Origin of the sequence: Kitasatospora sp. NPDC001261 (assembly GCF_042896795.1) — a bacterium.
Lineage (GTDB): Bacteria > Actinomycetota > Actinomycetes > Streptomycetales > Streptomycetaceae > Kitasatospora.
The window spans coordinates 1-20,135 of record NZ_JBIAXP010000004.1 but is presented as its reverse complement, the minus strand read 5'-3'; the positions used below and the strand labels follow the sequence as shown (position 1 = coordinate 20,135).

The following is a 20,135-nucleotide window of genomic DNA, read 5'->3' as shown; positions in this document are numbered from 1 at the left end:
GACGGGGCCTCACCCACCGGCTGACGGGGAACGAAACATGGCGATGATGCGGCTGAGGCGTGAGGACCCCCGCATCGTCGGGCCGTACCGCCTGCACCGGCGACTGGGCGCCGGCGGCATGGGCGTGGTCTACCTCGGCTCCGACCGCCGCGGACAGCGCGTCGCCCTCAAGCTGATCCGCGCCGAACTCGCCGAGGACCAGGAGTTCCGCACCCGCTTCGCCCGCGAGATCGCCGCCGCCTCCCGGATCCGGGGCGGCTGCACCGCGCGCGTGGTCGGCTCGGACATCGAGACCGAACGGCCCTGGCTCGCCACCGCGTACGTCCCCGGGCCCTCGCTGTACAAGCGGGTCGGCGACGAAGGACCGCTGAACTGGCCCGAGGCCGCCCGGATCGGGGCCGCGCTGGCCGACGGACTGGTCAAGGTGCACGAGGCCGGAGTGGTCCACCGGGACCTCAAGCCCTCCAACATCCTGCTCTCGCCCCGGGGCCCGCGGATCATCGACTTCGGCATCGCGTGGTCGCGCGGCGCCAGCACGCTCACCCACGTCGGCACCGCCGTCGGCTCCCCCGGCTTCCTCGCGCCCGAGCAGGTGCGCGGGGCCGCCGTCACCCCCGCCACCGACGTCTTCGCCTTCGGGGCCACCCTCGCCTACGCGCTCACCGGGGACACCCCGTTCGGATCCGGGGCGTCCTCCGAAGTGATGCTGTACCGGGTCGTCCACGAGGAACCCGACCTCGCCGCCGTACCGCCGCAACTGGCGCCGCTGATCCGGGCCTGCCTGGCCAAGGAACCCGCCGAACGGCCCGGGGCCGCCGCACTGCACGAGCGGCTCAGCGAACTGGCCGCGCGCGGGACGGCGGCCGGGGCCTCCGGCACCACCCGCGCGGCGCGAGCCGGACGGGGCGGCCCCGCGCCGGTCCCCGCCCCGGCCCAGGCCCCGCAGGAGAACGGCCGGCCGGGCGTGCCCGCCCCCGGGCGCTCGCCCGAACCACCCGCCGCGGCCCGGGCCCGAGCGGCGGCGGGCCGCCCCGGCGCGCAGGCCGCCGGGGCGGCCGGACGGCGCCCCCAGGGGCCGGGCGCCCCGCTCCCCCGGCCCGAGCCGACACCGGTCACCCGGCCGCTGCGGGCACGCCCGGACCGGCCGCAGACCCCGCCCCCGGCCCGGCCCGGGCCCCGCGACGCCCGTGACCCCCGCGACGCCCGCGAGCGGGTGCGTCCCCGGGACCGCCAGCACACCCCCGCCCCCGGCGGGCGGCCCGGCGCCGCGCGGCAACGGCTGCTCCGGCAGCGGCTGGTCGTCTTCGTCACCGTGACCATCGGGGTGGCGCTGGCCATCGCGGCGGCCCAGGGGTGCGAGAACCGGGACAACCGGAGCGTGCGGCCACCGGCCGCGGTGGTGACCAACACCGGCTCCGGCGGCGAGCAGGCCGTGCCCGGGACATCGGCGGACGTCGCGCCGCAGGCCTCGACCACCCCCCTCCCGGCAGCGGCACGCGGCGGTACGGACGGCGGGCTGACGGCCCCCCAGGCGCCGCTGCCGGCCGTGGACTGGCCCAACCGCAGCTACCCCGACGGGGCCGGCGGGCCGGCCATCGCCCTGCAAAACGGGCACTCGGTCGGCGCCGGGCCCCAGGTCGCGCTGAGCGCGGTGCTGCCGGCCCGGTACAAGGGCCTGCCGGCCGCGGTGGTCGTCCTGCGACGGGTGGAGGGCTCGGCCCCGGTCGACCTCGTCCAGCTCTACACCTTCACCGGGGACGCCCCGGCCGCCACCACCTCCCGCACCTCGGTGGCGGACCCGCAGGCGACGGCCAGCTGGCGACTGGACGGCAGCACGGTCGTCCGCGAGGAACGCGCGGCCGCCACCGGCACCGTCACCTCCACCCGCTACGCCGTCCGCCCCGACGGCACCCTCGACGAATCCTGGACCGGCGCCGCCACCACCCCGCCCCCCGCCGCCGCCCCGGCCCCGCCCACCTCCCCCACTAGCTGAAGCCTCCGGGCCGACTCCCGGCCTTGCACCGGAAGTCGGGCCAGCCGACCTCCGGTTGTGCGGCGGCCGCTGCGAAGGCGTGCGCAGGCGGGGCATGGCACGAAAAGTCGGGCAGGCCGACTTTCGGTGCAGGGCGGTCCCGGAAGGGCGCTGCGGGCCGGCAGGCGGGATAGCGGCCTCAGCGAAGCCAGTACGCGTGAGAAGTCGGGCGGGCCGACGTCCGGTGTCGGGTGGTCCCCCGGTCTCGCTGTGGCCGGGTGCCCGGCAGGTGGCCCTGGCAAGAGTTGGCAGGCGCGAGAAGTCGGGCAGGCCGACTTCCGGTGCAGGGCGGTTTCAGGGAGCCCAGCGGGTCGGCAGGCCGATCGGGGGCCTCAGCGAGGGGTGGCGCGCGCGAAAAGTCGGGCGGGCCGACTTTCGGGGATGGGGCCGTGGCTGCGGTATCAGGAGGCGGGCAGCGCGCGGGAAGTCGGGTGGGGCGACTTCTCGCGCGCCGGTGAGGGGGTCAGGGGGTGGTGACGGCGTAGAAGGCGACGGCGGCGGCGGCGCCGACGTTGAGGGAGTCGATGCCGTGGGCCATCGGGATGCGGACGGGGTGGTGGGCGGCGGCGATGGCGCGGGGGGTGAGGCCGTCGCCCTCGGCGCCGAGCATGAGGGCGGCCTTGGGGAGGCTGTGCGGGGCGAGGGTGTGGAGGTCGACGGCGGTGTCGGCGGGGGTGAGGGCTAGCAGGGTGAAGCCGGCCTCGCGGACGGTGTCGAGGGCGGCGGGCCAGGGGTCGAGGCGGGCGTACGGGACGGCGAAGACCGCGCCCATGGAGACCTTGACGGCGCGCCGGTAGAGCGGGTCGGCGCAGTCGGGCGAGAGCAGGACGGCGTCCATGCCGAGGGCGGCGGCGCTGCGGAAGATGGCGCCGAGGTTGGTGTGGTCGACCAGGCCCTCCAGGACGGCGACCCGGCGGGCGCCGGCGAGCACCTCGGCGGCGTCCGGAAGGGGCTTGCGCTCCATCGAGGCGAGGGCGCCGCGGTGCACGTGGTAGCCGGTGACGGCTTCGGCGAGGGCGGGCTCGACCACGTGGACGGGGGCGTCGGCCTCGGCGATGACGTCGCCCATCACCTCCAGCCACTTGGAGGTGAGCAGCATCGACCGCATCCGGTAGCCGGCGGCGAGGGCGCGGCGGATGACCTTCTCCCCCTCGGCGATGAAGAGGCCCTCGGCGGGTTCGCGGCGGCGGCGCAGCTCGACGTCGGTGAGGCCGGTGTAGTCGGCGAGGCGGGGGTCGGCCGGGTCGGTGATGGTGCGGGGTTCGGACACCCTGCGATCTTGCCAAGCCCGGGCGGGGAAGGCCAAACGGCGGAGGGGGCGGGTGGTCCCCGGCTGGCCGTAGTGCAAATATGACCGTATGGCCCGAAATCCGGGCCGATCCTGGGCTCCGTCGGCCTCTGGCGCCACTGGCTCCGCCGGCTCCCCCGGTGGGCGCCCACACGGTCGGCCGCAGCTGCCGCACGCGAAGCCGCGGTGGCCCGTGTGGCACCGGTCGGTGGCGGGGCAGGTGTTCGCGCTCCAGATCCTGGTCGTGCTGCTGCTGGTGGTGGCGGCCGCGGTGGCGCTGGTGGTGCAGTCGCGCAACGACGCCGAGCACGAGGCGCGCAACCGTTCGGTGGCGGTGGCGCAGACCTTCGCCAGTTCGCCGGGCATCGTCGACGCGCTGCGCTCCCCCGACCCGACGGCCGTCCTGCAGCCGAGGGCGCAGTCCGCGAGGGTCGCCGCGGGCGTGGACTTCATCGTCGTGCTGAACAACCAGGGCATCCGCTACACCCACCCGAACCCGGCGCTGATCGGCCGGAAGTTCGTCGGCACCTACGAGCCCGCGCTGCACGGGCAGGTGGTGACCCAGCGCGTCTCGGGCACGCTCGGCTCGCTGGTGCAGGCGGTGGTCCCGGTGTACGCACCGGACGGTTCGGTGGTCGGGCTGGTCTCGGCGGGCGTGACGCTGAAGAGCGTCAGCAGCGCCAGCGAGCGCCAGCTTCCGGTGGTGCTGGGCGCGGCGGCGGCCGCGGTGGGGCTGGCCACGCTCGGGACGGCGCTGGTCAGCCGCAGGCTGCGGCGCCAGACGCACGGGCTGGGCCCGGTCGAGATGACCAGGATGTACGAGCACCACGCGGCGGTGCTGCACGCGGTGCGCGAGGGCGTGATGATCCTCGGCGGGGACGGCCGGCTGCTGCTCTGCAACGACGAGGCGCGCCGCCTGCTGGACCTGCCGCCGGACGCCGAGGGCCGCCCGGTGGCCGGGCTGGGCCTGGAGCAGCGGCCGCTGGACCTGCTGACCGCCGAGCGCCCGGTGACCGACGAGGTGGTGCTGTCCGGGGAGCGGCTGCTGGCGGTGAACGTCCGGCTGATCGACCAGCCGGGCGGCCCGCCCGGCCGGGTCGCCACGCTGCGCGACTCCACTGAGCTGGCGGCGCTGTCCGGCCGGGCGGAGGGCGCGCAGCGGCGGCTGCGGCTGCTGTACGACGCCGGGGTGACGGTGGGCAGCACGCTGGACGTGACGCGGACGGCGGAGGAGCTGGCGCAGGTCACGGTGCCGCGGTTCGCGGACTTCGTCACGGTGGACCTGGCGGACCAGGTGCTGACGGGCGAGGAGCCGCCGCCGGGCCCCTCGCTGGGGCGGATGCGCCGTACGGCGGTGACGGGCGTACGGGACGACGCGCCGTTCTACCCGGTCGGCACGGTGCTGGACGTGGTGCCCGAGACCCCGCTGGCCGGGGCGCTGCACAGCGGGGAGCCGGCCATCGAGCCGCGGCTGGCGGAGGCCGGCCGGTGGCGGGAGCAGGACCCGGAGCGGTCGGCGCGGGTGCTGGCGTACGGGGTGCACTCGCTGGTGCGGGTGCCGCTGCGGGCGCGCGGGGTGCTGCTGGGGGTGGCCCGGTTCTGGCGGGCGCAGCGGGCGGAGCCGTTCGAGGCGGAGGACCTGGCGCTGGCCGAGGAGCTGGTGGCGCACGCGGCGGTGTGCATCGACAACGCCCGCCGCTACACCCGGGAGCACGCGATGGCGGTGACGCTCCAGCACAGCCTGCTGCCGCGCAAGCTGCCGGAGCAGACGGCGCTGGACGTGGCGCACCGTTACCTGCCGGCCCAGGCCGGGGTGGGCGGGGACTGGTTCGACGTGATCCCGCTGCCGGGCGCGCGGGTGGCGCTGGTGGTCGGGGACGTGGTGGGGCAGGGGCTGCACGCGGCGGCGACGATGGGCCGGCTGCGGACGGCGATCCACAACTTCTCGACCCTGGACCTGCCGCCGGACGAGCTGCTGGGGCACCTGGACGAGCTGGTGAGCCGGATCGACCAGGACGAGGCGGCGGGCGGGGAGCGCGCCGGGGTGGCCGGGGCGACCTGCCTGTACGCGATCTACGACCCGGTGTCGCGGCGCTGCACGCTGGCCACCGCCGGGCACCCGCCGCCGGCGGTGGTGGACCCGCAGGGCCGGGTGGTGTTCCCGGAGCTGCCGACCGGGCCGCCGCTGGGGCTGGGGGTGCTGCCGTTCGAGACCGCCGAGCTGGAGCTGGCCGAGGGCAGCCGGCTGGTGCTGTACACGGACGGGCTGGTGGAGGACCGGCAGCGGGACATCGACGAGGGGCTGGAGCTGTTGCGGGCGGCGCTGGCCGGGCCGCCGCGCACGCCCGAGCAGACCTGCGCGGACGTGCTCGGGGCGATGCTGCCGGAGCACCCGCAGGACGACATCGCGCTACTGGTGGCGCGGACCAGGGTGCTGGCGCCGGAGCAGGTGGCGCAGTGGGAGGTGCCCTCCGACCCGGCGGCGGTGCGCGAGGTCCGGGCCGCGGTGGCGGAGCGGCTGACGGCCTGGGGGCTGGCGGAGGCGGCGTTCGTCACCGAGCTGATCCTGAGCGAGCTGGTGACCAACGCGATCCGGTACGGCTCCGGGCCGATCCGGGTGCGGCTGCTGCGGGACCGTTCGCTGATCTGCGAGGTGTCGGACGGCAGCAGCACCTCGCCGCACCTGCGGTACGCGGCGACCGAGGACGAGGGCGGGCGCGGGCTGTTCCTGGTCGCGCAGTTCGCGGACCGCTGGGGGACGCGTTACACGGCGACCGGGAAGGTCATCTGGACGGAGCAGCCGCTGGAGTAGGAAGTCGGCCGGGCCGACTTCCCACTCCCCCGCGGGCCTACCGCTGGAAGGCGGCCGCCAGCACGTTGACGACGTCGCCGATGACGATGACCGCCGGGGGCTTGACCCCCTCGGCCTCGACCACCGCGGCGACGGTTCCGAGGGTGGCGTCCACCCGGCGCTGGGCGGCGGTGGTGCCCTCCTGGACGATCGCGACGGGGGTGTCCGCCGGCCGGCCGTACTCGACCAGCCGGGCGGCGATCGCGCCGATCTTGTCCACGGCCATCAGCAGCACCAGGGTGCCGCTCATCCGCGCGGCGGCCTCCCAGTTGGTGAGCGAGCGCTCGTCGTCCGGGCCGACGTGGCCGGAGATGACGGTGAACTCGTGGGTCATGCCGCGGTGGGTGACGGGCACGCCGGCCGCGGCGGGGACGCTGATCGAGCTGGAGATCCCGGGCACCACGGTGACCGGCAGCCCGGCCTCCGCGCAGGCCAGCAGCTCCTCGCCGCCGCGGCCGAAGACGTACGGGTCGCCGCCCTTGAGCCGGACCACGAACTTGCCGGCCTTGGCGTGCTCGACCAGGGTGCGGTTGATCGCCTCCTGGGCCATGAACCGGCCGTACGGGATCTTGGAGGCGTCGATCACCTCGACGTGCTCGGGCAGTTCGGCGAGCAGCTCGCGCGGGGCGAGGCGGTCGGTGACGACCACGTCGGCGTCGGCGAGCAGCCTGCGGCCGCGCACGGTGATCAGGTCCGGGTCGCCGGGGCCGCCGCCGACCAGGGCCACGCCGGCCCCGTGCGAGCGGTACTGACGGGCGGCCAGCGAGCCGTCCCGCAGGCCGTCCACGATGGCGTCGCGCAGGGCGGCGGAGTGGCGCGGGTCGCCGGTGAGGACGGCCACGGTGGCGCCCGCGTCGCGGCCGCTGGCCGGGGTCCAGGCGGTGGCCGCGGCGGCGTCGTCGCTGCGGGAGCAGAACACCCGCTCGCGCTCGGCCTCGGCGCTGACCGCCGCGTTGACGGCCGGGTCGTCGGTGGCCACCAGGGCGTACCAGGTGTCGGCGAGGTCGCCGTCCCGGTACGGGCGGGCGTGCCAGGTGAGCTCGCCGGCGTCGGCCATGGCCTGGACGGCCGGGGTGGTGGCGGGCGCCACCAGGTGCAGGTCGGCGCCGGAGGCGATCAGGGCGGGCAGCCGCCGCTGGGCGACCTGGCCGCCGCCGACCACGACGACGCGGCGGCCGGCCAGCAGCAGGCCCACCGGGTAGGGGGTACGGCCCTCGGTGCTCGGGTGCGGGGTGGGCGCGGTCATCGGCGGTGCTCCTGATCGGGGATGAGGGTGTGGGGACGGTACGGCACGTCACCGCTCCGCGGTCCGGCGCGCCCTCGGGCCGGACCGCGGAGCGGTGACGGGGTGCGTCAGGCCTTCTCGGTGACCCCGGCGGAGTCGAAGGTCGCTACATCGTGCATCGCCCGGGCCGCGCTCTGCACCAGCGGCAGGGCCAGCAGGGCACCGGTGCCCTCGCCCAGCCGCAGGTCCAGGTCGATCAGCGGGCGCAGGCCGAGCTTCGCCAGCGCGGCCTGGTGGCCGGGCTCGGCGGAGCGGTGGCCGGCGATGCAGGCGGCCAGCACCTCGGGGGCGATGGCCTTGGCGGCCAGCGCGGCGGAACCGGCGATGACGCCGTCCAGGATCACCGGGGTGCGCAGCGAGGCGGCGCCCAGCAGGAAGCCGGCCAGGGCGGCGTGCTCCAGGCCGCCGACGGCGGCGAGGACGCCGATCGGGTCGCTCGGGTCGGGCTGGTGCAGGGCCAGCGCGGCGCGGATGACCTCGACCTTGCGGGCGTGGGTCTCGTCGTCGATGCCGGTGCCGCGGCCGGTGACCTCGGCCGGGTCGAGGCCGGTGAACACCGAGATCAGGGCGGCCGAGGCGGTGGTGTTGGCGATCCCCATGTCGCCGGTGACCAGTGCCTTGTTGCCCGCCGCGACCAGGTCGCGGGCGGTCTCGATGCCGACCTCGATGGCCTTGAGGGCCTCCTCGCGGGTCATCGCCGGGCCCTGGGTCATGTCGGCGGTGCCGGGGCGGACCTTGCGCGGCAGCAAACCGGTGGCGCGGCCCTGCTGGACGGCGTCCGGCAGTTCGGCGGCGACGCCGACGTCGACGACGCAGACCTCGGTGCCGATCTGCTTGGCGAAGGAGTTGATCACCGCTCCGCCGGCCAGGAAGTTTCCGACCATCTGGGCGGTCACCTCCTGCGGCCAGGGGCTGACGCCCTGGGCGTGCACGCCGTGGTCGCCGGCGAAGATCGCCACGCAGGCGGGCTCCGGGAGCGGCGGCGGGCACTTGCGGGACAGGCCGCACAGCTGGGCGGAGATGATCTCCAGCATGCCGAGCGAGCCGGCCGGCTTGGTCATCCGCTTCTGCCGGTCCCAGGCCTCGCCGAGCGCCTTGGCGTCCAGCGGGCGGATGCCGCGCAGGGTGTCGGCGAGCAGGCTCTGCGGCTCCTCGCCGGGCAGCGCGCGGTTGCCGTACTGCTCCTCGTGGACGACCCAGGACAGCGGGCGCTTCTTGGCCCAGCCCTGCTGCTCCAGCTCGGGCTCGTCCGGGAACTCGTCGACGAAGCCGACGCACAGGTAGGCGACGACCTCCAGGTGCTCGGGCAGGCCGAGCTCGCGGACCAGCTCCTCGTCGTCGAAGAAGCTCACCCAGCCGACGCCCAGGCCCTCGGCGCGGGCGGCCAGCCAGAGGTTCTCGACGGCCAGGGCGGCCGAGTACGGGGCCATCTGCGGCTGGGTGTGCCGGCCCAGGGTGTGCCGGCCGCCGCGGGTGCGGTCGGCGGTCACCACGATGTTGACCGGGGTGTCGAGGATGGCCTCGATCTTGATTTCCTTGAACTGCTTGGCCCGGCCCTTGGGCAACGAGTCCGCGAACGCCTCGCGCTGGCGCTCGGCCAGGGCGTGCATCCGCCTGCGGGTCTTCGCCGAGCGGATCACCACGAAGTCCCAGGGCTGCGAGTAGCCGACGCTGGGCGCGGTGTGGGCGGCCTCCAGGACGCGGATCAGCACCTCGTGCGGGATCGGGTCCGGGCGGAAGCCGTTGCGCACGTCGCGGCGCTCGCGGATCACCTGGTGGACGGCCTCGCGGCCGGCCTCGTCGTAGCCGGGGGCGGCCGGGCCGCGCGGCTCGGCGGGCTCCTCGGGCTGCGGCTCCGGCTGCTCCTCGGCGGCCTCGGCGGCGGGCTGCTCCTCGGCCACGGGCTGCTCCTCGGTGGCCTCGGCGGCTTCGGCGGGCTCCGTGGCCTCGCCGGCTTCGGCGACCTCGGTGACCTCGCCGGTCTCGACGGTCTCGACGGTCCCGGCGGCGGGCTGCTCGGCGGCTTCGGCGGGGGCCTCGGCGGCGGGCTCCTGGACGGGCTCGGCCTCGACGGCGGGCTCCTCCGCGGCGACGGGCTGCTCAGCGGCGGCCTCGGGCTCGGCCGGGGCCTGCGCCTGCTCGGCGGCCGACTCCGCGGGGGCCTCGGACTCCGGAGCGGCGGCGACGGGCTGCTCGGCGACGGCCTCGGCGGGCGCGGCAACCTCGGCGGCCTCGGCGGCGGGCTCCTCGACGGCTTCGGCGGGCTGTGCCGCCTCCGCCTCGGGGGCGGCCTCGACCGGAGCCTCGGCGGCCGGCTCGACAGCTGCGGCGGCGTCGGCCTCCGCCGGCGCCTCCACGGGCTGCTCCGCGACCGGCTCGGCGACGGCCTCGGCCGGGACCTCGGCCTGCTGCTGCGGCTGCTCGCCCTCGGCGGCGGGCTCGGTGACGGCCTGGCCGGAGGGCATCTCACCGGTGCCCGCGGCGGTCTCCGCCACCGGCTCGGCGACGGCCTCCGACACGGCCTCGGCCGGGACCTCAGCCTGCTGCGCGGCCTCGGCGACCTCAGCGGCTTCGGCAACCGGGGCGGACTCGGCGCTCGCCACGGCCTCGGCGACGTGAGCAGCCTCGACGACCTCGACGGCCTGCGGCGCGTCGGCGGCCGCTATGGGCGCGGGCTGCTGCGGGGCCGTCTCCTCGACCACCGGAGCCTGCCCGGCCGCCCCGACCTTGGGCAGGCCGTGCGGGGTGGGCGCGGCGAGGAAGGCGGAGATCCGGCGCGGCTGACCGGCCGGGGCCGCGGCCTCGGGCTGCTCGGCCAGCACGGCGGCGCCGTCGGCGGCAGCGCCCTCGGCGGCGACGGCCTCAGGAGCGGCGGGGGCGACGGCGGTCTCGGCGGCCACGGGCTCGGCGACGGGTGTGTCACCCGCCTCGGCCACCGGCTGGGCGGCCTCGGCCGGAGCCGGCTCGGCCACGGGAGCCTGCGGCGCGGCCGCGACGGCGGTCTCCACGGCCTCGCCGGCCTGAGGGGCCTGCGGGGCCTGGGGAACCGTCACGTCCTGCACGGGCTGCGCCGGGACGGCCTGGACGGCCTCCGGCGTCTCGACGACCTCGATCACCTCGATCGCCCCGACCGTCTCGACGGCCAGCACGGTCTCGACCGGCGGCACGCCCAGCGGCACCTGCTGGGCCCCGTGGGCCTGCGGAGCCTGCTGGACCTGCTGGGCCTGCGGGAAGTCCTGCGCCTGCGGCAGCTGCTGCCCCTCCACGACCGGGGCCGCCGGAGCGGCCGGGACGGCCTGCGGCGCGACGGCCGGAGCCGCGGCCTCGGCCATCGGCGGGCGGCCGACCACCGGGATGCCGTGCGCCGGCGTGCCGCCCTGCGAGGGGCCGCGGTCGGCCAGCGAGCGGACCGGCACCTGGCCGGTCATCAGCGACGGGTCCGGGATCGGCGGACCGGCGTGCAGCGGCCGGCGCGGCTGCTGAGCCTGCGTCATCGGCTGCTGCGCCTGCTGGACGGGGTGCTGCTGGACGCCGTGCTCGGCGCCGAGCACCGGCGGGTCCACCGGCGGCCAGGACGGCTCGACCGGCGTGCCGTCGTGCTGCGGCGCGAGCGGCACCTGCTCGGCCGGGACGGCCGCGAGCGGCTCGCCCCAGGAGCCCTGCGGACCGGGCATCAGCAGCACGTCGTCCTCGTCGTCCAGGCCGTCCGGCGTGTCGGGCTGGTCGAGGAAGTGGAAGGCCGGGCGCGGGGCGCCCTGGTCGACGCCCCAGCCCTCGCCGGGCTGGCCGGGCTGCGGCACGCCGGGAACGCCGTAGCCGTACTGGCCCTGCGGCGGGATGCCGCCCGCACCCGGGGGCACCGCGCCGGGGACACCGCCGATCGGGGCCGCCGGGTTGGGGATCGCCCCGCCGTCCGTCGCGACGCCCTGGAGGGGTGCAACGCCCGCGACGCCCTCCGGTCCGCCGAGCGGGCCCGGCCCGCCGTGCAGGTGCTCCGGCATTCCCTCGCCCGGAACGTGGCCGCCATCGGTCATTGTCAAAGCTCCTTCCAGGCCGCTGCCGCGCCCTCGGCGACACGATCACCGATCGCAGCGCCCATCCGCACGGGCCGAACCAGCACCGGCCCGCCCCTAACCACACGCGGCCGCCGCGCCGTGGCGCTGCGGCCCAAGTCCATCCGGCGCGCTGCGGCACCCCGGTCCGGCGCACCGCCCGTAGGGGGCGGCGCATCGTCTGAAACAACGACAACCCGGAGCAACCGGCACGACCGCACCGGACCCTACGGCATTCTCCAGGTCCGGCACGAGGCCCGTCGAATTGCCCACACTTCGAGCGGAACCGGATTGCACCGCGTCAAAAAGGTGACAAACCGACTGAATCGGGTGGGTCGCCTACCCTTGCAGTCGCCCAGGACGTCACACTACCGGCACCGCGCGGTCACCTCTCGAATCGGTGTCCGGATGCGACCTGGATCACCGTCGGCGCCACCGGACGATCCCGGCGCGGGCCCCGGACGGGCCCACGGCCTTCACACGATCTGCTCACCCCAGAGGACCAGCACGCCGGTTCCGCCCGCTCCCAGCGCCAGCCCCTCGCCCTCCCCCACCGGCCGCAACGGGCTTGCCTGGAGCAGCGCGCCGTCCGCCCGGTAGCCGGCCCCGGCGATCGCCCGGTGGACCTCCTCGGCCTCGGTGAGGGTCCGGGGCAGTGCGACGAACCGTTCGGGCCGGCGGGCCAGCACCGCGCGCACCACGTCGAGGCCGCCGGACTCCACCACCGCCGCGTCCGGTTCCGGCAGGCCGCCCAGCACCTCGGGGCCGCTCCCGTACACCGCCTCCACCTCGACGCCGTAGCGGCGGGCGTTGACGGTCAGCCGGGCGCAGGCCGAGCGGGAGCCCTCGACCGCGACGACGGCGGCGCCGAACCGGGCCGCCTCCACCGCGAGGGCGCCGCTGCCGGCGCCGACCGACCAGACCAGGTCCCCGGGGCGGGCGCCGAGCCGGGCCAGCACCAGGGCGCGCACGTGGGCGGGGAGCGCCTCCGGTGCGCCCGGCTCGCCTTCCGTGCGCCCGGCGCCCGCGTAGGCGTCACCGGGGAGCGCCCAGCCGCGTTCCACGCCGGGGTAGCCGACCGGGCGCCCGGCGAGCCAGCCGGCCGCCTCGTCCACCGCCCCCGTCCGGGCGCCGCCGCCGATCACCAGCACCACGTTGGGGTCGCGCCACACGTGGTCGGCGATCCGGTCGGAGGTGAGGACGGTGACGTCCTCGTCGGGGGTGCCGAGGGCCTCGCAGACCACGAAGGTCCGGTGCACCCCGCGCAGCATCAGGGCGAGTTCGGCGGGCCCGGCGCCCGGCGCGGTGAGCACCGCGACCTTGGGGTGGGCCCGGCAGATGTTGGCCGCGCGGCGCAGCCGTCCGCCGTGCGCGCTGACCACCTGGGCGTCCTCCCAGGGCATGCCGGCCCGGGCGAAGGCGGCGGCCACCGAGGAGACGGCGGGCAGCACCTCCAGTTCGAGGCCGTACTCGGGGCGGCGCAGGGTGCGCACCACCCCGAAGAACCCCGGGTCGCCCTCGGCGACCACGACGGCGGCGCCGCGGTGCTCGGCGATCCTGCGGGCGGCCTGCCGGACGTTGCCGAGGGCGATCCGTTCGGCGGCCTCCGGCACCGGGAGGGCGTTCAGTTGGTAGGGGGCGCCGGCGACCAGGGTCGCCGCGGCCAGGGCCGCGCCGGCGGCCTCGGTCAGCGGTGTGCCGTCCCACCCGATGACCGTGATCCGGTCAGCCATCTGCGGCCGTTCTCCCTCGACTCGGTGCGCCGCTCGATCCGCCGTCGTGCGGCACCGGTCCAGAGGCTACCGGGTGCGGTCGGCCGGAGCCCGACATCTCGCACACATGTCCGCGCCGGGTGAACAGGCGGCGTGTCTCAGTCGCGCAGCACGTAGCGGTGGTCGCCGTGCCAGCCCTCGCGGTGCAGCTCGGGGGACTCCAGGTCCTCCGGGAGCAGGCTCCACAGGATGAGGTCGCTGCGGCTGTCCTGAAGCACCTCGCCGGACTCCCCGCGGACTATCCAGGCGCTGCGCAGCACGCCCTCGCTGATGCCGCCGATCTTCTGGGCGACCTGCTGGGCGGCGGTGTTCCCGGCGGCGGTGCGCAGTTCCAGGCGCAGGAAGCCGCGGTCCTCGAACAGCCACTGGGCGACGCCGAGGACGGCCTCCGGGGCGTAGCCCTCGCCGCGCGCCCAGACGGCGGTGACGTAGGAGATCTCGGTGCTGCGCAGCCGCCAGTCGGTGTTGCGCAGCTCGACCAGGCCGACCAGGCGCTGGGTGAGGTGCTCGGTGACGGCGAAGACGATGCCGCGGCCGGCGGCCCGGTGGGCGGGGGCGAGGGTGCGGGCGAGTTCGGCCGCGTACTCCTCGGTGAAGGGGTGCGGCAGGTCCGTCCAGGCGAGCACGAGGTCGTCGGCCATCATCGTGGCCAGGCCGGGGGCGTCGTCCTCCGCAAGGGGTCGCAGCAGCAGCCGTTCGGTGCTGATGGCGGTCTCGGGGAAGCTCGCTGCCATGCCGTCTCTCCTCGCCGGGTCGTGAACACAACACCGTACGCCTCCGGCGTGCCCCGGGTGCCACGCGGTGCGCTGCCCGCACGACGGTACGTCAGAACGCGGTCGGTCGGAGTGTCCCTGCTGCATACTGCCCGACCGGGCCCCCGTCGCGGTGCGGTGGGGGCCCGGTCGGGCGTTACGAGGTATGACCGTACGACGATCAGAAGGCCGGGATGACCGAGCCCTGGAAGGTGTCGTCGATGTACTTCTTGACCTCGTCGGAGTGCAGCAGCTCGGCCAGCTTCTTGACCCGCGGGTCGTTCTCCTTGCCCTTCTTGACGGCGAGGATGTTGGCGTACGGGTTGCCCTCGGCCTTCTCCAGCACCAGGGCGTCGGTGGCCGGCTTCAGGCCGGAGTCGATCGCGTAGTTGCCGTTGATGACGGCGGCGTCGAGGTCGGCGACGGAGCGGGGCAGCTGGGCGGCCTCCAGCTCCTTCCACTTGAAGTTCTTCGGGTTGCCGGTCACGTCCGCCGGGGTGGCGGTGGTGGTGACGCCGTCCTTGAGGGTGATCAGCTTGTTGTCGGCGAGCAGCTTGAGCGCCCGGCCCTCGTTGGTGGCGTCGTTCGGCAGGCCGATGGTGGCGCCGTCCGCGAGGTCGCCGATCGCCTTGACCTTCTTGGAGTAGAGGCCCAGCGGCTCCAGGTGCACGGGCTCGACCGACACGATGTTCGTGCCGTGCTTCTTGTTGAAGTCCTCCAGGTACGGGACGTGCTGGAAGTAGTTGGCGTCGGCCGAACCGTCCTGCACCGCCGTGTTGGGGGTCACGTAGTCGGTGACCTCCTTGATGTCGAGCTTGAGGCCCGCCTTCTCCGCGAGGTTGTCCTTGACGTACTTCAGGATCTGGCCGTGCGGGGTGGGGCTGGCCACGACCTTCAGCGGCGCGTTCGCGTCCGAGGAGGAGGAGGAGGAGCCCGAGCTGCCGCAGGCGGCGAGCGAGAGGGCGACGCCGGCGGTGGCGAGGATGCTGGTGAACTTCAGGGCGTTGCGCACGAAAAGTGCCTTTCTGCGTGGAACGGGGAGCCGCGTCCGGGGTCGGACGAGGGAGGTCTAGGAGGCGGCGAGGTCCTTGTCGGGAGCCGCCGGGGTGCGGCCGAGCAGCCGCGTCCGGCCGCCGGTGCGGCCGCGGTGGGAGAGCCGCCGGACGGCGAAGTCGCCGATCAGCTGGACGGCGGTGACGATGATCACCAGCTCGGCCACGATGACCCACATGAAGGCGGTCTCGAAGCGCTGGTAGCCGTAGTTGACGGCGAGGGTGCCGAGGCCGCCGCCGCCGACGGTGCCGGCCATCGCGGAGTAGCTGACCAGGGTGATGACCGTGGTGGTGACCGAGGCCACGATGCCGGGCAGGGCCTCGGGCAGCAGGGTCTTGCGGACGATCGTCCAGGTGCTGCCGCCCATCGACTGGACCGCCTCGACCAGTCCCCGGTCGACCTCGCGGACGGAGGTCTCGACCAGGCGGGCGAAGAACGGGATGGCGCCGATGGTCAGCGGCACGGTCGCCGCCTGCCAGCCGATGGAGGTGCCGACCAGCCAGCGGGTGAAGGAGATCAGCGCGATCATCAGGATGATGAACGGCACCGAACGGGCGATGTTCACGACGAAGCCGATGGCCTTGTTGACGGCCCGGTTGGCCAGCAGGCCGCCCTTGTCGGTGAGCACCAGGAGCACGCCCAGCGGCAGGCCGAGCAGCACGGTGACGAGCGCGGACACCCCGACCATCTGGAAGGTCTCCTGGGTGGCGGGCCACATCAGCTCCCACATCTGGTCCCAGGTCATGCCACCGCTCCGTTCGCCGTACCGAGCACGTCCACCTGCAGGCCCTGCTCGCGCAGGTAGCCGATCGGCACCACGTTGTCCTGGTGGCCGCCCGGCAGCTCGACCCGCATCCGGCCGACCATCCGGCCGGCGATGGTCTCCACCGCGGCGCCGAGGATGTTGATGTCGATCTGGTACGTGCGGGCGAGCTGGGAGACGAACGGCTGGGCCGAGCTGTCGCCCTGGAAGGTGATCTCCAGCACGGTCGAGCCGGGGTGGCCGGTGCCGAACTCGCTGAGCGGGAACAGTTCGCGGGCCAGCTCCGAGCCGGGCTTGGCCAGCAGGTCGGTCAGCTCGCCGGACTCCACCACCCGGCCGCCGCGCATCAGGGCGGCGGAGTCGCAGACGGACTTGATGACGTCCATCTCGTGGGTGATCAGCAGGACGGTGAGGCCCAGCTGCTGGTTGAGGTCGCGCAGCAGCTTGAGGATCGAGCGGGTGGTCTCCGGGTCGAGCGCCGAGGTGGCCTCGTCGGAGAGCAGCACCTTCGGGTCGCCGGCCAGTGCGCGGGCGATGCCGACGCGCTGCTTCTGGCCGCCGGAGAGCTGGTTGGGGTAGCTGCGGGCCTTGTCGCCGAGGCCGACCAGCTCCAGCAGCTCGGCGGCCTTGCGGCGGCGCTCGGTGCGGTCCAGGCCGACGATCTCCAGCGGGAGCTCGACGTTCTGCTGCACCGTCCGCGAGGAGAGCAGGTTGAAGTGCTGGAAGACCATGCCGATCCGGCGGCGGGCCTCGCGCAGTTCGCGGCCGGCCCGGTTCTCGCCGCCGGACAGCGCGGTCAGCTCGACCCCGTCCACGGTGACCGTGCCGGAGGTCGGGCGCTCCAGCATGTTCACGCAGCGGATGAGGGTGGACTTGCCGGCACCGCTGGTGCCGACGACTCCGTAGACCTCGCCCGGGCGGACGTGCAGGTCGACACCGGCGAGGGCGGTCACCTCGCGGCCTCGGGAACGGTAGACCTTCGTCAGGTCCGTGGTGGTGATCACAGCGGCTTTCCGTGGGTCGGGGGCGGGCGGCGTGGTCCGACCGCCCGACCGGCTTGCGGCCGGCGGCGGCGTTACGGCGCTGCGCCGGGAGGGTCCGGACCTGCCGCCCCTTGATCGTGGCCGCTGGACGGCCGGGCCGCGCGACGGCGTGGCCCTAACGAGTCACCCGGGCCCGCGGGTCGGCGGGCACGGCAAAGGGAGGGGTCCGGGAGGAGGGGCGCGCTCGCACGGGCGGGAGCGGCGCCGGAGTCTCGCTTCGGGGCGCGAGGAGGAGGCGCCCTCAGCGGGGCGCCGGGGGCGGTGGCCCTCAGCAGTGACACATTCGACGACACATGGCACGCTCACCTGCCGGCAGGGTGCCGGTGGGGGTCCAGTTCGTCGTCGCAGTCATGTGAGCCAGTAAAACAGATGGGTTGATTCCTGCCCAATTGTTTCCCGAAGCTGTCCGCATTGCGGACACTCACCCCCGTTGACCAGCGCGGATACGGCTCGGCGCCGCCACCGGTGGTCCGGATGGTGGCGGCGCCGGGAAAGCGCGGGGGCGGCGGGCTCAGGCCGTCGCGGCGAGCGGCTCGGCGGCCGCCTTCTCCAGGTGGACGAAGCTCAGCCGGGTGCTGACCTGCTCGACCCGGGTCTGACGGTACCCCTGCCGAGCGTACAGCCGCAGGTTGCCCAGGCTGCGGTGGCCGGTGAACAGCCGGTAGGCGCTCACCCGGCCGTCCTGGGCCAGGCGGCGCTCCAGCGCGTCCAGCAGTCGGCCGCCGAGGCCGTGGCGCTGCATCCGCGGATGGACCACCAGGCGCCCTATCCGGCCGACGCCGTCGGCGCCGACGTGGCCGCGGACGGTGCCGACCACCTCGTCGCCCAGCCGGGCGACCAGGAAGTGCTGCTCGGACAGTTCGGCACGCAGGCTCTCCAGGCTCTGCGTCAGGGGCTCGATCGCCCAGTCGCCGTACAGCTCGGCCTCGGGCTGGTAGCCGAGGTACTGGAGCTTGAGGATCTGCTCCGCGTCCTCGGCCTCCGCGGCCGAGATGATCACGCTCATGCCCATGTGGAGGGGCCTCCCCAGTCGTCGTGCGCGGCGCGCGGAGGGTAGGCGCGCTCACGCTCAGTATCCGAGTGATCGCGCCACCGTCAAGGGCTGCGTTCGCCAGCGCTCTACCCGGGTGTCAGCTTCCCTCAACCTTCGCGGGGGCGGACGTGAGGAGGGTCACCTCCCGTGCCGCACACGTTCCGCCCGGTCGCACGGGCTTGCGCTCAGGGGTAGCGCTCGGTGTGGAGCAGCATCCGCAGGCAGGCCAGGCAGCGGGAGCGGGTGGGGCCGATCGAGCCGCGCGGCATGCCGAGCCGCTCGGAGAGCTCACGGTAGGTGGGCGGCGGATCCTCGGCGAGCGCGGCCATCAGCTGCGGACAGCGGCCGGGCAGGGCGGCGACGGTCTCGCGGACCGCGCGGCGGCGACACTCGTCGAGGTAGACGTCCTCGGCGGAGGGGGCGAAGGGGAGGGCGGTGCACACACCGTGCATGACGGCCCGGGGCGGGGCCGGTTACGCCCGGGCCGGGGCACGGACGCGGGAGGGGCGCGCCGGTCGGACCGCCGCGCCCCTCCCCCGTCGCGCCGGGGATCGGCCCCGTCGCGGGGGCCCGGCCCCTCGTCCGGGACCGGCCCCGCCGTCCGGGATCAGCCCCGCGCCCACTCCTGCTGCCGCGCCAGGTCCGCCTTCACCTCGGCGAGCTGGACCGCGACCGCCGAGGGGGCCGTTCCGCCGCGCCCGTCGCGGGAGGCGATGGCGCCGTGGACGCTGAGCACCGAGCGCACCTCGGGCGTCAGGTGCCCGGAGATCGCGGCGAACTGCTCGTCCGTCAGGTCGGACAGCTCGATGCCCTCGGCCTCGCAGACCTTGACGCAGGCGCCGGCCACCTCGTGCGCGACCCGGAACGGCACGCCCTGCTTGACCAGCCACTCGGCGATGTCAGTGGCGAGCGAGAAGCCGGCCGGGGCCAGCTCCTCCAGCCGCTCCCGGTGCACGGTGAGGGTGGCCATCATCCCGGTGAACGCGGGCAGCAGCACCTCCAGCGTGTCGCAGGAGTCGAAGACCGGCTCCTTGTCCTCCTGGAGGTCCCGGTTGTAGGCGAGCGGCAGCGCCTTGAGGGTGGCCAGCAGGCCGGTCAGGTTACCGATCAGCCGGCCGGACTTGCCCCGGGCGAGCTCGGCGATGTCCGGGTTCTTCTTCTGCGGCATGATCGAGGAGCCGGTGGAGAAGGCGTCGTGCAGCGTGATGAAGCCGAACTCCTTGGTGTTCCAGATGATCACCTCCTCCGCGATCCGGGAGAGGTTGATGCCGATCATCGCGGTCACGAAGGCGAACTCGGCGACGAAGTCGCGCGAGGCGGTGCCGTCGATGGAGTTGCCGACCGAGCCGCCCTCGAAGCCGAGGTCGGCGGCGACGGCCTGCGGGTCGAGGCCGAGCGAGGAGCCGGCCAGCGCGCCGGAGCCGTACGGCGAGACGGCGGTGCGGGCGTCCCACTGGCGCAGCCGCTCGGCGTCCCGGCCGAGGGCCTGCACGTGCGCGAGGACGTGGTGGGCGAAGAGCACCGGCTGGGCGTGCTGGAGGTGGGTGCGGCCGGGCATCGCGGTGTCCGGGTGCGCCTCGGCGAGGCCGACCAGGGCCTGCTGGAGGTCGAGCAGCAGGCCGCCGATGGTCTTCGCGTGGTCCCGCAGGTACATCCGGAACAGGGTGGCGATCTGGTCGTTGCGCGAGCGCCCGGCCCGCAGCTTGCCGCCGAGGTCGGGGCCGAGGCGCTCCAGCAGGCCGCGCTCCAGGGCGGTGTGCACGTCCTCGTCGGCGACGGTGCCGGTGAAGGTGCCCGCCTCGACGTCGGCGAGCAGCTCGTCCAGGCCGGCCAGCATGCCGGCCAGCTCCTCGTCGGAGAGCAGGCCGGCCTTGTGCAGGACCCGGGCGTGGGCCTTGGAGCCGGCGATGTCGTACGGCGCGAGGCGCCAGTCGAAGTGGACCGAGGCCGAGAGCCTGGCCAGCGCCTCGGACGGGCCGTCGGCGAAGCGCGCACCCCAGAGGCGGACGTCGGAGGACTGCTCGGCGGTCATCGCGGTGGCTCCTTCATGCATGTGCAGTGGGTGGCATAAGTATGCACTATGCCGTATGAAACACAAAACCCCGGCCGGACGGTCCTTGGGTTCTAACGGTCGTCGCAACACCTCAGCTCAAGGGGTGCGATGGACTTCGAGATCCGCGGGGAGCGGAAGCCGCAGGGGCGTAGGAAGCT

13 protein-coding genes are annotated in these 20,135 nt (G+C 75.1%); 2 read left to right on the top strand and 11 right to left on the bottom strand.

The window, feature by feature from the left end:
* The first annotated feature begins 37 nt into the window (after positions 1-37).
* Complete coding sequence (locus tag ACFY4B_RS06905) at positions 38-1,993, top strand: protein kinase (protein ID WP_387966758.1); 1,956 nt, start codon at positions 38-40, stop codon at positions 1,991-1,993.
* Between the two features lie 502 nt (positions 1,994-2,495).
* Here ACFY4B_RS06905 and ACFY4B_RS06900 read toward each other — a convergent pair.
* Positions 2,496-3,302 carry an RNA methyltransferase gene (locus tag ACFY4B_RS06900; protein ID WP_049658657.1) on the bottom strand — a complete coding sequence of 269 codons (807 nt, stop codon included), beginning with the start codon at positions 3,300-3,302 and terminating at the stop codon, positions 2,496-2,498.
* 88 nt (positions 3,303-3,390) lie between these two features.
* Here ACFY4B_RS06900 and ACFY4B_RS06895 point away from each other — a divergent pair, with 88 nt between their 5' ends.
* The gene (locus ACFY4B_RS06895) at positions 3,391-6,132 is read left to right on the top strand and encodes a SpoIIE family protein phosphatase (RefSeq protein ID WP_387966757.1); all 2,742 of its coding nucleotides are present in this window, start codon (positions 3,391-3,393) and stop codon (positions 6,130-6,132) included.
* Between the two features lie 37 nt (positions 6,133-6,169).
* Here ACFY4B_RS06895 and cobA read toward each other — a convergent pair whose 3' ends face one another.
* From cobA to argH, 10 genes are all read right to left on the bottom strand, one after another.
* On the bottom strand, positions 6,170-7,417 hold the full coding sequence (gene cobA, locus ACFY4B_RS06890) for a uroporphyrinogen-III C-methyltransferase (RefSeq protein WP_380779124.1): 1,248 nt from the start codon (positions 7,415-7,417) through the stop codon (positions 6,170-6,172).
* 107 nt (positions 7,418-7,524) lie between these two features.
* Positions 7,525-11,490 (bottom strand): nicotinate-nucleotide--dimethylbenzimidazole phosphoribosyltransferase, encoded by a 3,966-nt coding sequence (cobT, locus tag ACFY4B_RS06885; protein WP_387966756.1) that lies wholly within the window; start codon positions 11,488-11,490, stop codon positions 7,525-7,527.
* 494 nt (positions 11,491-11,984) lie between these two features.
* Positions 11,985-13,241 carry a precorrin-6y C5,15-methyltransferase (decarboxylating) subunit CbiE gene (cbiE, locus tag ACFY4B_RS06880; protein WP_387966755.1) on the bottom strand — a complete coding sequence of 419 codons (1,257 nt, stop codon included), beginning with the start codon at positions 13,239-13,241 and terminating at the stop codon, positions 11,985-11,987.
* Between the two features lie 137 nt (positions 13,242-13,378).
* Positions 13,379-14,014: a GNAT family N-acetyltransferase gene (locus tag ACFY4B_RS06875; RefSeq protein WP_049652062.1), complete on the bottom strand. Its 636-nt coding sequence runs from the start codon at positions 14,012-14,014 to the stop codon at positions 13,379-13,381.
* Between the two features lie 199 nt (positions 14,015-14,213).
* Positions 14,214-15,044 carry a MetQ/NlpA family ABC transporter substrate-binding protein gene (locus ACFY4B_RS06870; protein WP_387966753.1) on the bottom strand — a complete coding sequence of 277 codons (831 nt, stop codon included), beginning with the start codon at positions 15,042-15,044 and terminating at the stop codon, positions 14,214-14,216.
* Between the two features lie 57 nt (positions 15,045-15,101).
* Positions 15,102-15,830, bottom strand: coding sequence for a methionine ABC transporter permease (locus ACFY4B_RS06865; protein ID WP_117487175.1), 729 nt, complete (start codon positions 15,828-15,830; stop codon positions 15,102-15,104).
* Complete coding sequence (locus tag ACFY4B_RS06860) at positions 15,827-16,852, bottom strand: methionine ABC transporter ATP-binding protein (protein ID WP_049652065.1); 1,026 nt, start codon at positions 16,850-16,852, stop codon at positions 15,827-15,829. Before ACFY4B_RS06860 ends, ACFY4B_RS06865 begins: the two co-directional genes overlap by 4 nt.
* A gap of 550 nt (positions 16,853-17,402) precedes the next feature.
* Positions 17,403-17,903, bottom strand: a complete 501-nt coding sequence (locus ACFY4B_RS06855) for a GNAT family N-acetyltransferase (protein ID WP_049652066.1) — start codon at positions 17,901-17,903, stop codon at positions 17,403-17,405.
* Between the two features lie 206 nt (positions 17,904-18,109).
* A complete protein-coding gene (locus tag ACFY4B_RS06850) occupies positions 18,110-18,367 on the bottom strand; it encodes a sigma-70 family RNA polymerase sigma factor (protein ID WP_053112078.1) in 258 nt (85 codons plus the stop codon).
* 164 nt (positions 18,368-18,531) lie between these two features.
* Positions 18,532-19,956, bottom strand: coding sequence for an argininosuccinate lyase (gene argH, locus ACFY4B_RS06845; RefSeq protein WP_387831175.1), 1,425 nt, complete (start codon positions 19,954-19,956; stop codon positions 18,532-18,534).
* Positions 19,957-20,135: the final 179 nt, after the last annotated feature.